At 49.7% G+C, this 12,292-nt stretch carries 15 protein-coding genes, 1 tRNA gene and 1 pseudogene; 10 read left to right on the forward strand and 7 right to left on the reverse strand.

Annotated elements, in window-relative coordinates; genetic code table 11:
- The first annotated feature begins 1 nt into the window (after position 1).
- The 7 genes and pseudogenes from fliM (at position 2) to rcsA (ending at position 4,515) form a co-directional block, all read left to right on the forward strand.
- Entirely contained in the window at positions 2 to 1,006 is a 1,005-nt protein-coding gene (gene fliM, locus OGY06_RS13660) for a flagellar motor switch protein FliM (protein WP_003030434.1), read from the forward strand.
- Positions 1,003 to 1,416 carry a flagellar motor switch protein FliN gene (gene fliN, locus OGY06_RS13665; RefSeq protein ID WP_003030433.1) on the forward strand — a complete coding sequence of 138 codons (414 nt, stop codon included), beginning with the start codon at positions 1,003 to 1,005 and terminating at the stop codon, positions 1,414 to 1,416. Before fliM ends, fliN begins: the two co-directional genes overlap by 4 nt.
- Positions 1,416 to 1,793, forward strand: coding sequence for a flagellar biosynthetic protein FliO (gene fliO / locus OGY06_RS13670; RefSeq protein WP_103014243.1), 378 nt, complete (start codon positions 1,416 to 1,418; stop codon positions 1,791 to 1,793). Before fliN ends, fliO begins: the two co-directional genes overlap by 1 nt.
- The gene (gene fliP, locus OGY06_RS13675) at positions 1,793 to 2,530 is read left to right on the forward strand and encodes a flagellar type III secretion system pore protein FliP (protein WP_003834056.1); all 738 of its coding nucleotides are present in this window, start codon (positions 1,793 to 1,795) and stop codon (positions 2,528 to 2,530) included. Before fliO ends, fliP begins: the two co-directional genes overlap by 1 nt.
- Before the next feature lie 9 nt (positions 2,531 to 2,539).
- Complete coding sequence (gene fliQ, locus OGY06_RS13680; RefSeq protein WP_003030425.1) at positions 2,540 to 2,809, forward strand: flagellar biosynthesis protein FliQ; 270 nt, start codon at positions 2,540 to 2,542, stop codon at positions 2,807 to 2,809.
- 8 nt (positions 2,810 to 2,817) lie between these two features.
- Positions 2,818 to 3,658, forward strand: a pseudogene (gene fliR / locus OGY06_RS13685) (flagellar biosynthetic protein FliR).
- Positions 3,659 to 3,891: 233 nt separating this feature from the next.
- Positions 3,892 to 4,515, forward strand: a complete 624-nt coding sequence (gene rcsA, locus OGY06_RS13690) for a transcriptional regulator RcsA (RefSeq protein WP_003030421.1) — start codon at positions 3,892 to 3,894, stop codon at positions 4,513 to 4,515.
- A gap of 54 nt (positions 4,516 to 4,569) precedes the next feature.
- Here the strand turns inward: rcsA and dsrB are convergent, their stop codons facing one another.
- Positions 4,570 to 4,758: a protein DsrB gene (gene dsrB, locus OGY06_RS13695; protein ID WP_003030419.1), complete on the reverse strand. Its 189-nt coding sequence runs from the start codon at positions 4,756 to 4,758 to the stop codon at positions 4,570 to 4,572.
- 163 nt (positions 4,759 to 4,921) lie between these two features.
- Here dsrB and yodD point away from each other — a divergent pair, with 163 nt between their 5' ends.
- Complete coding sequence (yodD, locus tag OGY06_RS13700) at positions 4,922 to 5,149, forward strand: YodD family peroxide/acid resistance protein (protein WP_003030417.1); 228 nt, start codon at positions 4,922 to 4,924, stop codon at positions 5,147 to 5,149.
- A 206-nt stretch (positions 5,150 to 5,355) separates the two neighbouring features.
- Here the strand turns inward: yodD and OGY06_RS13705 are convergent, their stop codons facing one another.
- Both OGY06_RS13705 and OGY06_RS13710 read right to left on the reverse strand, forming a co-directional pair.
- On the reverse strand, positions 5,356 to 5,541 hold the full coding sequence (locus tag OGY06_RS13705; RefSeq protein WP_003834060.1) for a YodC family protein: 186 nt from the start codon (positions 5,539 to 5,541) through the stop codon (positions 5,356 to 5,358).
- Between the two features lie 77 nt (positions 5,542 to 5,618).
- On the reverse strand, positions 5,619 to 6,530 hold the full coding sequence (locus tag OGY06_RS13710; RefSeq protein ID WP_003834061.1) for a DUF808 domain-containing protein: 912 nt from the start codon (positions 6,528 to 6,530) through the stop codon (positions 5,619 to 5,621).
- Positions 6,531 to 6,708: 178 nt separating this feature from the next.
- Between OGY06_RS13710 and yedA the strand changes: the two genes are divergently transcribed.
- Positions 6,709 to 7,629 (forward strand): drug/metabolite exporter YedA, encoded by a 921-nt coding sequence (gene yedA, locus OGY06_RS13715; protein ID WP_003834062.1) that lies wholly within the window; start codon positions 6,709 to 6,711, stop codon positions 7,627 to 7,629.
- Here yedA and OGY06_RS13720 read toward each other — a convergent pair.
- From OGY06_RS13720 to OGY06_RS13730, 3 genes are all read right to left on the reverse strand, one after another.
- Positions 7,621 to 8,088 carry a very short patch repair endonuclease gene (locus tag OGY06_RS13720; RefSeq protein WP_003834064.1) on the reverse strand — a complete coding sequence of 156 codons (468 nt, stop codon included), beginning with the start codon at positions 8,086 to 8,088 and terminating at the stop codon, positions 7,621 to 7,623. The two genes, yedA and OGY06_RS13720, sit on opposite strands and share 9 nt — an antisense overlap.
- Entirely contained in the window at positions 8,069 to 9,499 is a 1,431-nt protein-coding gene (locus tag OGY06_RS13725; protein ID WP_479922176.1) for a DNA cytosine methyltransferase, read from the reverse strand. Before OGY06_RS13725 ends, OGY06_RS13720 begins: the two co-directional genes overlap by 20 nt.
- A 76-nt stretch (positions 9,500 to 9,575) precedes the next feature.
- Positions 9,576 to 10,268 (reverse strand): phosphohydrolase, encoded by a 693-nt coding sequence (locus OGY06_RS13730; protein WP_218667338.1) that lies wholly within the window; start codon positions 10,266 to 10,268, stop codon positions 9,576 to 9,578.
- Between the two features lie 441 nt (positions 10,269 to 10,709).
- Between OGY06_RS13730 and ompC the strand changes: the two genes are divergently transcribed.
- On the forward strand, positions 10,710 to 11,897 hold the full coding sequence (gene ompC, locus OGY06_RS13735) for a porin OmpC (protein ID WP_206159612.1): 1,188 nt from the start codon (positions 10,710 to 10,712) through the stop codon (positions 11,895 to 11,897).
- Positions 11,898 to 12,066: 169 nt separating this feature from the next.
- Here ompC and OGY06_RS13740 read toward each other — a convergent pair.
- Positions 12,067 to 12,189: transfer RNA gene (locus OGY06_RS13740), tRNA-OTHER, on the reverse strand.
- Between the last annotated feature and the right edge of the window lie 103 nt (positions 12,190 to 12,292).

The following is a 12,292-nucleotide window of genomic DNA, read 5'->3' on the forward strand; positions in this document are numbered from 1 at the left end:
CATGGGCGACAGTATTCTTTCTCAGGCTGAAATCGACGCATTGCTCAACGGCGATAGCGAAACCAAAGACGAACCCATTTCAGGTATCGCAAAAGAAAGCGATATTCGTCCTTATGATCCCAACACTCAGCGTCGCGTGGTACGTGAGCGTTTACAGGCGTTGGAGATCATTAACGAACGCTTTGCGCGCCAGTTCCGTATGGGGTTATTTAACCTGTTGCGCCGTAGCCCGGATATTACCGTGGGTGCGATCCGTATCCAGCCATACCATGAATTTGCGCGCAACTTACCGGTTCCGACCAACCTGAACTTAATCCACCTGAAGCCGCTGCGCGGTACGGGTCTGGTGGTGTTCTCACCGAGTCTGGTATTTATCGCCGTAGACAACCTGTTTGGCGGTGACGGTCGTTTCCCGACGAAAGTCGAAGGTCGCGAATTTACACACACGGAACAGCGCGTTATCAACCGCATGCTGAAGCTGGCGCTGGAAAGCTATAGCGACGCGTGGAAGGCCATCAACCCACTGGAAGTGGAATACGTTCGTTCCGAGATGCAGGTGAAATTTACCAATATCACCACCTCTCCGAACGACATCGTGGTGAATACCCCGTTCCACGTTGAAATTGGCAACCTGACCGGTGAATTTAACATCTGTCTGCCATTCAGCATGATTGAACCACTGCGTGAGCTGCTGGTGAATCCGCCGCTGGAAAACTCACGTAATGAAGATCAGAACTGGCGCAATAATCTGGTGCGTCAGGTTCAGCATTCTGAGCTGGAGCTGGTGGCAAACTTTGCCGACATTCCGCTGCGGCTATCCCAGATTTTAAAACTGAAACCCGGCGATGTACTGCCGATTGAAAAACCCGACCGCATTATTGCTCATGTGGACGGCGTGCCTGTGCTGACCAGCCAGTATGGCACCGTAAACGGTCAGTATGCGTTACGCGTAGAACATCTGATAAACCCGATTTTGAATTCGCTGAATGAGGAACAGCCCAAATGAGTGATATGAATAATCCGTCCGATGAGAACACTGGCGCATTGGACGATCTGTGGGCTGACGCGTTAAACGAGCAAAAAACCACGCCCACCAAAAGTGCGGCCGATGCGGTATTCCAGCAGTTAGGTGGCGGCGACGTCAGCGGTGCTTTGCAGGACATCGACCTGATCATGGACATTCCGGTCAAGCTGACCGTCGAACTGGGCCGTACCCGCATGACCATCAAAGAGCTGCTGCGTCTGACGCAGGGTTCGGTTGTCGCACTGGATGGTCTGGCAGGCGAACCGCTGGATATTCTGATCAACGGTTATCTGATTGCGCAGGGCGAAGTCGTCGTAGTTGCGGATAAATACGGTGTGCGTATCACTGACATTATCACCCCGTCTGAACGTATGCGCCGTCTGAGCCGTTAATCATGAATACCCAGGCTACCGTTTCTCAACCCGCCGCCGTTCCCGGCTCACCGCTGGTGCAGGTAAGCGGCGCGCTGCTCGGGATCATCGTCTTGATCCTGGCGGCGGCCTGGGTCATTAAACGTCTGGGGTTTGCCCCCAAAAGTGCCGGTACGCGCGGGTTGAAAGTTACGGCCAGCACCTCACTGGGTCCACGTGAGCGCGTGGTGATTGTCGAGGTCGAAGATGCCCGTCTGGTACTTGGCGTCACAGCCTCGCAGATTAACGTCCTGCACACCCTGCCCCCGGCACCTGCCGATGCAGAAGAAAAAACGGCCTCCCCTGCGGATTTCCAGGCCATGATGAAGAGTTTGCTGAAGCGTCCTGGGAGATCCTGATGCGCCGTTTGTTATCCCTTACGCTGGCAGGCTTGTGGCTTTTCAGCCCCGTTGCCCTCGCCCAACTCCCGGGTCTGGTCAGTCAGCCGTTGCCGGGCGGCGGACAAAACTGGACGTTGCCCGTGCAGACGCTGGTGTTCATCACCTCGCTGACGTTCCTGCCTGCAATTTTACTGATGATGACCAGCTTCACCCGCATCATCATCGTTTTCGGTCTACTGCGAAATGCGCTGGGTACCCCCTCTGCACCGCCTAACCAGGTGCTCCTGGGCCTGGCGCTCTTTTTGACCTTTTTCATCATGTCGCCGGTGATCGATAAAATCTACGTTGACGCATACCAACCGTTCAGCGAAGAGAAGATCTCCATGCAGGAAGCAATGGAGAAAGGCGCCCAGCCGCTGCGTGAGTTTATGTTGCGCCAGACCCGTGAAGCCGATCTGGCACTCTTCGCGCGCTTAGCAAACAGCGGTCCGTTACAGGGACCAGAAGCCGTGCCGATGCGAATTTTGCTGCCTGCTTATGTCACCAGTGAGTTGAAAACAGCATTCCAGATAGGCTTTACCATTTTTATTCCGTTTCTGATTATCGACCTGGTGATTGCCAGCGTGCTGATGGCGCTCGGGATGATGATGGTACCGCCCGCCACAATCGCGTTGCCGTTCAAGCTGATGCTGTTTGTGTTGGTAGACGGTTGGCAGCTGCTTGTCGGCTCGCTGGCACAAAGCTTTTACAGTTAAAGGCGCGAAATGACTCCTGAATCGGTCATGATGATGGGCACAGAGGCGATGAAAGTCGCCCTGGCCCTTGCTGCGCCTTTGCTGTTGGTCGCTCTGGTCACAGGTCTTATCATCAGTATTCTGCAGGCGGCGACCCAGATTAACGAAATGACGCTGTCCTTCATCCCCAAAATTGTCGCGGTGTTTATTGCCATCATTGTTGCTGGCCCGTGGATGCTTAACCTGCTGCTCGACTACGTGCGTACGCTGTTCAGCAATATCCCCTATATCATAGGGTAGACAACGTTATGTTGCAGGTGTCCAGCGTTGAGTGGCTCCACTGGCTGAATTTATACTTTTGGCCTTTGCTGCGCATACTGGCGCTCATCTCAACGGCCCCCATCCTCAGTGAACGAGCCATCCCTAAACGGGTAAAGCTGGGGCTGGGATTGATGATTACCGTCGTTATCGCCCCATCGATTCCCGCCGTTGACGTCCCCATCTTTTCTGTTGGCGCGCTTTGGCAGGCAATGCAACAAATCCTGATCGGTATCGCTTTAGGCTTCACCATGCAGTTTGCGTTTGCCGCAGTACGTACCGCCGGGGAATTAATTGGCCTGCAAATGGGCCTTTCCTTCGCGACGTTCTTCGATCCCGGTAGCCGTCTGAATATGCCGGTACTGGCTCGACTGATCGACATGCTCGCCATGCTGCTGTTCCTGACCTTTAACGGCCATTTATGGCTGATATCGCTGCTGGTAGATACTTTTCATACTCTGCCCATCGGCGGCAATCCGGTGAACAGCAATGCGTTTCTCGCGCTGGCACGGGCGGGCAGCCTGATTTTCCTCAATGGGCTAATGCTGGCCCTGCCGGTAATGACGCTGCTGCTCACGCTGAACCTCGCACTTGGTTTGTTAAATCGCATGGCGCCACAGCTGTCGGTTTTCGTCATCGGCTTTCCTCTCACTCTGACCGTAGGTATTTCACTAATGGCGGCATTAATGCCATTAATTGCGCCATTCTGCGAACGATTATTCAGTGAAATTTTTAATTTACTGGCCGATATCGTCAGCGAAATGCCTGGAAAATAATAACCCTTATTTTTTATCCTGTTTTACTAAGGATTGTCCTAAATTTAAAAAGTGACAACATCCACCAGGATATCTCTGTCGCGGCTTATTTGTTTTTGCCTCACTCACATAACGCAACATTCACTTTACTTTAAGATGTTTCCTGGCAAATTATACGCAACTTTACGGGATAGTAAATTCGCCTGAAAAACAGCGAAAGCGTCATCTTGGGTCGTTATTATTCCGTTTAGTTGTGATGAAATAATCAGGTAAGGGGAATTATCGTTACGCATTGAGTGAGGGTATGCCATGTCAACGATTATTATGGATTTATGCAGTTACACCCGACTAGGGTTAACCGGATATCTGGTAAGTCGGGGAGTGAAAAAAAGGGAAATCAACAACATTTCCAACGTTGATGAACTCAGTCTCGCCTGTGTCTCTCAACAACCCGCAGTGGTGTTTATTAATGAGGACTGCTTTATCCACGATCCTGCTAATAGCCAGCAAATAAAGCAAATCATTAATCAGCATCCCAGCACATTATTTATTGTGTTTATGGCAATTGCCAACGTGCATTTTGATGAATATCTACTCGTCAGAAAAAATTTATTGATTAGTTCTAAATCGATTAAACCTGACTCACTGGATAAACTACTTGGCGATATTCTGAAAAAGGAAGTAGATATTGCTATTGATGTGAATCTGCCGACATTATCATTAAGTCGAACCGAATCCAGCATGCTGCGTATGTGGATGGAGGGTCAGGGAACAATACAGATATCAGATCAAATGAATATCAAAGCCAAGACGGTGTCATCCCATAAGGGGAATATAAAACGAAAGATTAAAACGCATAATAAGCAAGTTATCTATCACGTTGTGAGGCTTACGGATAACGTCACCAATGGTATCTTTGTGAATATGCGCTAAGACGTTCTGACTGGTGGCGACTCCACCAGTCAGAATCAAACAGCAGAACTCATGTCACTCCACTTTTTCCACAAAGATACCATCCTGATGACCTGATTCATTAAAGAACCAGATACCGAGCGGGTAGTCTTCCAGCGAAACCAGGTACATGGTGCCTTCACTAAACTCTTCGATTGCCAGTACCACGCCCGGTCGACGAGGACCGCCGTCCGTTTTGACTGTGACCCGATCATTCACCTTCATAGTTTTCCTCCTGTGGCTTTGTGCCAGTGTAGAACAAATTCCTTTTTCTGGCAGCGCTGTGCACGCGCGATTGCGGGTTTTATCGACGGTCTATACTTAAGTTGTGCGTATCTGATGTTTGGGTACGCTCCCCCGGTATCCTTAACGGTTGAGAGGTATGAGGATGAAAACCGCGAAAGAGTACAGCGATACGGCCAAACGTGAAGTCAGCGTCGATGTCGACGCGCTGCTAAAGGCAATCAACGAAATCTGCGAGAGTGAAATTCATCGTAGCCAGGATGACCCGGAGCGCGTCAGCGTTGACGGGCGTGATTACCATACATGGCATGAACTGGCCGATGCGTTCGAGCTTGATATCCATGACTTTAGCGTGTCGGAGATCAATCGCTGACTGAGGGCGAAAAAAATCCCGGCCCTTATCGGGTCGGGATCAAGCTTGCTTATGCAAGAAGCACTTGTAAATTCGTTACACCAGAAAATCTGATGTGAACCAAACCTTATCTGCAATTTTTTTGCCTGACAAGTAAATAATTCTCACCGGAATGATAAATATAACTAATGGGTGAGAGATCACCAGGTTACGGTCGAGCCTAATGTTCAGGCATCCTGGGAGAGCTGTCTTCGCTCGCCAGGCACCACCAGTTCATCTTCACGGAATGCTTCCCGTTTAACACCAAAGCCGTCGTACCAGCGACACTCCACCATTCCGCTGGCATACCCGGTAACGATCATACGTGGGCCACCCTCTTTGGAGGTGACTTCCTCACTGACAGAAAAGACCATACCCGCCTCCTGTATCAAGAGAAACCTTTACACCTTAGATGACAAAGAGGCGTTTTGCGTAATCAGTCCTGTAACAATTAGTGCGAAACTCCGCGCACTCTGGCGACAGCTTTTACCAGCAGAACGACAATCCCACCGATGATAAAGCCGAGCACCAGGTTAAGCAGGGTCGGAAGCATTAGCGAAATCAATGTACTTTGCTGCTGAGCAAAATGTTCAATCGCATGATGCAGCGGCGATATTCCGTGTACCACAATGCCGCCTCCCACTAAAAACATCGCCAGTGTGCCGACCACAGAAAGTGTTTTCATAAGCCAGGGGGCAACCACCAGCAACCCTTTGCCTAGCGACTGGGCAAGCAGGCTACGCTTTTCTGCCAACCAGTACCCGATGTCATCAAGCTTAACGATAATCCCAACCAGGCCATACACGCCCACGGTCACCACTAACGCGATACCAGATAGTACCAACACCTGATTCAGCAAGGGTGCGTCCGCGACAATACCCAGCGTAATCGCGACAATCTCGGCAGACAAAATGAAGTCGGTACGTATTGCCCCTTTGATTTTATCTTTCTCAAAGGTGAGTGGATCCTGTGCGGCCAGAGCAGTCAGACGCTGCTGACGCTCTTCCGGGCTTTCTTTGTGCTTACGCGCCTCCAGGGTATGCAGAACCTTTTCCACCCCTTCAAAACAGAGAAACGCCCCGCCTACCATTAATAAGGGGGTGATCGCCCAGGGGATAAATGCGCTTATCAATAGCGCCAACGGCACCAGAATAACTTTGTTAACAAACGATCCTTTCGCCACGCTCCAGACTACCGGGAGTTCGCGGTTCGCCCGCACACCCGACACCTGCTGCGCATTAAGCGACAGATCATCCCCCAGCACGCCCGCGGTTTTTTTCGCGGCCAGTTTTCCCATCACTGAAATATCATCCAGCAGCGTGGCGATATCATCGAGTAAGGTCAGTAAGCTACTTCCTGCCAAAATTTTCACCCTCAATATTATTTTTTTGCAGTCATAAGTATGAAGTAAAACACGCCATGCTGAAACTGACCTTTCTGGTCAACAAGTTTTTAACATCAACACGTAATTATAAGTCTCGCCAGTAAGATAGTTTTGACGTTTACTATGTTGCACCTTTTTATTTTCACCGTGAGGGATTATGCGTTTCAGGCAATTGTTACCGCTTTTCAGTGCGCTATTCGCGCTGTACATCATTTGGGGTTCCACGTACTTCGTTATTCGCATTGGCGTTGAAAGCTGGCCACCGTTAATGATGGCAGCCGTACGTTTTCTCTCCGCGGGAATTTTATTAACAAGTTTCTTACTTATTCGTGGGCATAAGCTGCCCCCCTTACGCCTAATCCTGAACGCCGCGCTAATTGGTATCCTGCTGCTGGCTGTGGGTAATGGGCTGGTCACCGTCGCAGAACATCAAAATGTCCCTTCTGGTATTGCCGCCGTGGTGGTCGCCACCGTCCCGCTATTTACGCTGTGTTTTAGCCACTTTTTTGGCATCAAAACGCGCAAGCTGGAATGGTTGGGGATAGCGATTGGGCTAGCAGGGATCATCATGCTAAACAGCGGAGGCAATTTAAGTGGCAATCCGTGGGGCGCTATTTTAATCCTGATCGGTTCGATAAGCTGGGCGTTTGGCTCGGTGTACGGTTCACGCATTACCCTACCCGTTGGCATGATGGCCGGAGCCATTGAAATGTTAGCCGCCGGTATAGTGCTGATGTGTGCATCGCTACTCTCCGGGGAAAAACTGACCACCATGCCAACATTTTCAGGCTTTATGGCGGTGGCTTACCTGGCCCTGTTTGGTTCCATTATTGCCATTAATGCGTATATGTTCCTGATCCGCAATGTCAGCCCGGCGCTAGCCACCAGCTATGCCTACGTCAATCCGGTTGTTGCCGTGCTGTTAGGTACCGGTCTGGGGGGAGAAAGACTGGCTCCTATCGAATGGCTGGCACTCGGCGTGATCGTGTTTGCTGTGGTGCTGGTGACGTTGGGGAAATACCTGTTCCCTGTTAAAGCGGATGCCGTTGCTACCCCGTCGGAAAAAACGTTACAGTAAATGAATACCGAGAGTGTCGATCTGCGCGGTGTCACCACCGCCGCAGATCCACTCGATGACACGTTCAGATAACGCTTCATCGTCCAGCTTTTCGCGACCACGCAGGGCACACTCCCAGACAATCAGTACGCGCCAGCCCAGAACCTGCAACTTTTCACAATCCCGCGCATCGCGCTGGACATTTTTGCCTATTTTTTCCAGCCAGAATTCCGTTCGTGTCGCGGGGACTTTAAACAAATAGCAATCGTGGTGGTGCCAGAAACAGCCGTGAGTAAAAATCACACAATGATAATCATCCACCACAAAATCGGGGCGACCGGGTAACGTCCCATCCTGCACGCGAAAAGTTACCCCCTGCTCTGTCAGCACGCTGGCAAGGCGTTTTTCAATTGCGGTATCGCGGGTAGCTATCGCCCGCATATTTTTACTGCGTGTTGCTTTATCGTGAACGTCTGCCACGCTGATTCTCTTTCTCGCGAATAGCAACTGCCTGCCTGATTTTCGGCTCCAGCAGCCTGGCCACCGCCGCAAATGCCGGAACGACCACCGAATTACCAAACTGGCGATAAGCCTGGGTATCCGACACGGGGATCCTGAACTGATAGCCCTGCGGAGATTCAAACCCCATCAGACGCGCGCACTCTCTGGGCGTAAGTCTGCGTGGGCGGTGTCGCTGATTCTGCGGATCGTCAAAATCTTTTTCACCCAGCGCCATATCCCAGCCACGGTCAATCAGGATCTCCGCCCCATCCTTATAATAACGCGCAGATAATGTGCGCGTTACGCTATCAGGGTTACCGGGATACACCATGCCATAGCCAAATCCATTGCCCCGCGCCTGATGCTTTTTCGCATAGCGATAGAGGTATTTCCACAGCACCGACGTCAGCACATATTTCGCATCGACGGTCGGCTCAAGCAGTTCCGCCAGCGTGGTACGCCGCGGCGGATAACGCGTGACGATATCCCGCAGCGTGAAGTCTGATTTCAGATTTAGATCGCGTCGGAAGCCGACAAGCACGATACGTTCGCGATGCTGAGGCAAAAAATGTTGCCCATCGATAATTTTCGGATCGTCCGGACCGTTATCCGCCGCATCCGCCACGTCATAACCCAGCTCGTCCAGCGTTTGCATAATGATGCGAAACGTTTTGCCCTGATCGTGACTCTTCAGGTTTTTGACGTTTTCGAGCACAAATATGGCTGGCCGACGCGCATCGATAATGCGCACCACGTCAAAAAATAGCGTGCCTTGCGTATCACAGGCGAAACCATGGGCCCGCCCTAACGCGTTTTTCTTTGATACACCAGCCAGAGAAAATGGCTGGCAAGGGAATCCGGCCAACAGCACGTCGTGTTCAGGAACATGCTGGCAAATATGTTCTGCCGCCTGCTGGTCACTCACCCCGTCATGATGGCTGAGTGTGATATCACGAATATCTTCATTAAAGCGGTGTTGGAGCGGATCGCAGTAGTTGTTCGCTTTATAGGTGCGCACAGCATGCTTGTTCCACTCACTGGTAAACACGCACTGCCCGCCAATCGCTTCAAAGCCGCGACGAATACCGCCAATGCCAGCAAAAAGATCGATAAAGCGAAAGGCATAGTGCGGATGATGCGCAGGTGGTTTCGGCAACAAAGTATTCAGATGAATGAGCTCGCGGTCGCTGAGGCGATGCCATGTTTCATTAGCAACCACTCGCTTAAAGATGGCCGGGCTCCAGCGGTTCTCGCCAACGCCATTCAGATGAGCAACCAGCGTTTTCACGTCATATATTTCAAGCAACTTGGCCAACATCACCTGCACGTCGGTCTCGTTTTCATCTGTCATCGGGTTCATGGAGCCTGCTACTGAAAAATTATCCTGCATACATTTAACCGGCAGAAATGGATAACCGACAGATTAACATAAATTAGCGCGATTGACGTTTCAGCCGAACTGGCGACTAGCGCGCTTTAAAGGGTTGAATCGCGTCAAGATCCAGCATTTCGTATTCTCCTTTTAACTCCGCACTCAGCTTCGCCATATACGTCAGTAAAAAATCCGCATTATGTTGTGCCAAATGCCGCCCTCGTTCGGTTTGCATCGTCAACGGCAACGTCAATAATTTGGTCTGGAAGTGATCGAGCGCGTACTGTTTATCGTCAAGGCTACGCTTGCGGGCAAACGGATCTTCCGCATTAAACAGCGAACCCCCCAACGCCCCTGAAACGGCAAATACGCGCGCTAAACCAATTGCACCCAGCGCCTCAAGCCGGTCAGCATCCTGCACGATTTTGGCTTCAAGGGTTTCTGGCGCGATTTTGGCGCTAAAACTGTGTGCCTCAATGGCATGACACACTGCCGATAACCGCTGTCGTGGAAAATCCGGAAAATCGCGCATCAAAACGCGACGTGTTTCCAGAGCTGCCAGTACCGACGAACGATGACGCTCAGGATGGTTCTTCGGCAGGCTGACGAGATCGTGGAAGTAGCATGCGGTCAGCACCACCAGCCAGTCCACGGTGGCAGCTGTACTCAGCTTTTGCGTCGTCATCCACACACGTCGAAAGTGAAAGATGTCATGCGCAGCATCTTGTCCGGAATGGTTATCAGCTAACCAGGCTTCAAATCGCGACTGCCAGTCGTGCAGTTTCATGCTATCTCCCTTTGTAGAAAGAAAATCACCTTAGCAACAATTTTCATTGCAAACCACTGCCTGCCCCATCACATAATTATTTTTTATTATCACACCGAAAACAAAACCCTCATGAATTTATAAAACCCAAAATCCCAATATCGACAAATATATTATATGAATAACAAAAACAAATTCTCATGACAAATAAAATACACTCCAAAAATAAATAACGCACAATACATAATGCATTGATTAAAAATGATTTATTTTGCAAATAACAATGTAATGCACATGCATTCAAAGTTATAAAAAGGCACTTAAGAAACATTTGGAAATATTTTAAATACATTTGTTACATGTTATATTTTAAATTAAATGAACTTCATAGATAGTATCCAAATGTAGTCACTCGGATAGTACTACATATTCATTTTAATTATCATGCAAAGGGAATACATAATGAAAAGAAAAGTACTGGCACTGCTTCTCCCTGCTTTATTAGCTGCAGGCGCAGCAAATGCGGCTGAAATCTATAATAAGAACGGCAATAAACTGGATCTGTACGGTAAAGTCGATGGTCTGCGTTATTTCTCTGATAACCCTGGCGACGATGGCGATCAGACCTATGCGCGTGTAGGTTTCAAGGGTGAAACACAGATCAACGAGATGCTGACCGGTTACGGTCAGTGGGAATATAACATTCAGGCCAACGGCACCGAAGGTGACAAAGGCGATTCCTGGACTCGTCTAGGCTTCGCCGGCTTAGGTTTTGGCCAGAACGGTACCTTCGACTACGGTCGTAACTATGGCGTGGTCTACGACGTAGAAGCCTGGACCGATATGCTGCCGGAATTTGGCGGTGATACCTACACCCAGACCGACGTGTATATGACCGGTCGTACCAACGGCGTGGCCACCTACCGTAATAACGGCTTCTTCGGTCTGGTTGATGGCCTGAACTTTGCACTGCAGTATCAGGGTAATAATGAAGGTGAAGGTACATGGAGTGGCCAGGAGGGTTCCGGTAATAGCCAAAACCGTAAACTGGCGAAAGAAAACGGTGACGGTTTCGGTATGTCTACCTCCTATGACTTCGACTTTGGTTTAAGCCTGGGTGCGGCATACTCCGCATCTGACCGTACTGATGAACAGGTTGCGCGTGGTTACCAGGACGGAATGAACCAACGTAACAACTATGCGGGCGGTGAAACAGCTGAAGCCTGGACCGTTGGTGCTAAATATGATGCGAACAACGTTTACCTGGCAGCCATGTATTCAGAAACCCGCAATATGACTTACTATGGCGGTGGTAACGGTGAGGCTAGCGGCGGTATCGCTAACAAAACGCAAAACTTTGAAGCCGTTGCTCAGTACCAGTTCGACTTTGGCCTGCGCCCTTCCATCGCTTACCTGCAATCTAAAGGTAGCGATTTAGGTGGTCAGGAAGTCAGTCGTGGTAACTGGCGTTATGTCGACAAAGACCTGGTAAAATATGTTGATGTGGGCATGACGTACTATTTCAACAAAAACATGTCCACCTATGTCGATTATAAAATCAACCTGCTGGACGAAGACGACAGCTTCTATGAAAGCAATGGTATCGCAACTGACGACATCGTTGCGGTTGGTTTAGTCTACCAGTTCTAATTGACGCAAAAACAAGCAAGCCCGCTTCATATGAAGCGGGCTTTTTATTTATACGAAACGTATTTTTTTATCACACGGGCATTACAACGATAAACTTGTGAGGATACTCAAAGAAAAAAACATCCATGAGAACTGTCGTTGAAAGCGAGGCGTGCAAGTGCTTGAATAGTGGCGGAGAGAGGGGGATTTGAACCCCCGGTAGAGTTGCCCCTACTCCGGTTTTCGAGACCGATTTCATTGGTAATATTTTCAATAACTTAACTTTTCTTGCTGGTATATCCACAATATTTCCACTTCATAAAATTCAACTAGTTACGCGTTTATCCATACTTAATATACCAACACTTTCTGAGCTAAAACCTATAGTTCAAAGTACAACCTAGAGGTGAGACTGT

The organism is Citrobacter sp. Cpo147, from assembly GCF_030332405.1.
In the GTDB taxonomy this organism is placed as follows: domain Bacteria; phylum Pseudomonadota; class Gammaproteobacteria; order Enterobacterales; family Enterobacteriaceae; genus Citrobacter; species Citrobacter portucalensis.

What these genes read in the sequence shown, in the direction of transcription:
- fliM (WP_003030434.1), top strand. Translation starts at nt 2, where the DNA reads ATGGGCGACAGTATTCTTTCTCAGGCTGAAATCGACGCATTGCTCAAC.
- fliN (WP_003030433.1), top strand. Translation starts at nt 1,003, where the DNA reads ATGAGTGATATGAATAATCCGTCCGATGAGAACACTGGCGCATTGGAC.
- fliP (WP_003834056.1), top strand. Translation starts at nt 1,793, where the DNA reads ATGCGCCGTTTGTTATCCCTTACGCTGGCAGGCTTGTGGCTTTTCAGC.
- fliQ (WP_003030425.1), top strand. Translation starts at nt 2,540, where the DNA reads ATGACTCCTGAATCGGTCATGATGATGGGCACAGAGGCGATGAAAGTC.
- rcsA (WP_003030421.1), top strand. Translation starts at nt 3,892, where the DNA reads ATGTCAACGATTATTATGGATTTATGCAGTTACACCCGACTAGGGTTA.
- dsrB (WP_003030419.1), bottom strand. Translation starts at nt 4,758, where the DNA reads ATGAAGGTGAATGATCGGGTCACAGTCAAAACGGACGGCGGTCCTCGT.
- yodD (WP_003030417.1), top strand. Translation starts at nt 4,922, where the DNA reads ATGAAAACCGCGAAAGAGTACAGCGATACGGCCAAACGTGAAGTCAGC.
- OGY06_RS13705 (WP_003834060.1), bottom strand. Translation starts at nt 5,541, where the DNA reads ATGGTCTTTTCTGTCAGTGAGGAAGTCACCTCCAAAGAGGGTGGCCCA.
- yedA (WP_003834062.1), top strand. Translation starts at nt 6,709, where the DNA reads ATGCGTTTCAGGCAATTGTTACCGCTTTTCAGTGCGCTATTCGCGCTG.
- OGY06_RS13725 (WP_479922176.1), bottom strand. Translation starts at nt 9,499, where the DNA reads ATGCAGGATAATTTTTCAGTAGCAGGCTCCATGAACCCGATGACAGAT.
- OGY06_RS13730 (WP_218667338.1), bottom strand. Translation starts at nt 10,268, where the DNA reads ATGAAACTGCACGACTGGCAGTCGCGATTTGAAGCCTGGTTAGCTGAT.
- ompC (WP_206159612.1), top strand. Translation starts at nt 10,710, where the DNA reads ATGAAAAGAAAAGTACTGGCACTGCTTCTCCCTGCTTTATTAGCTGCA.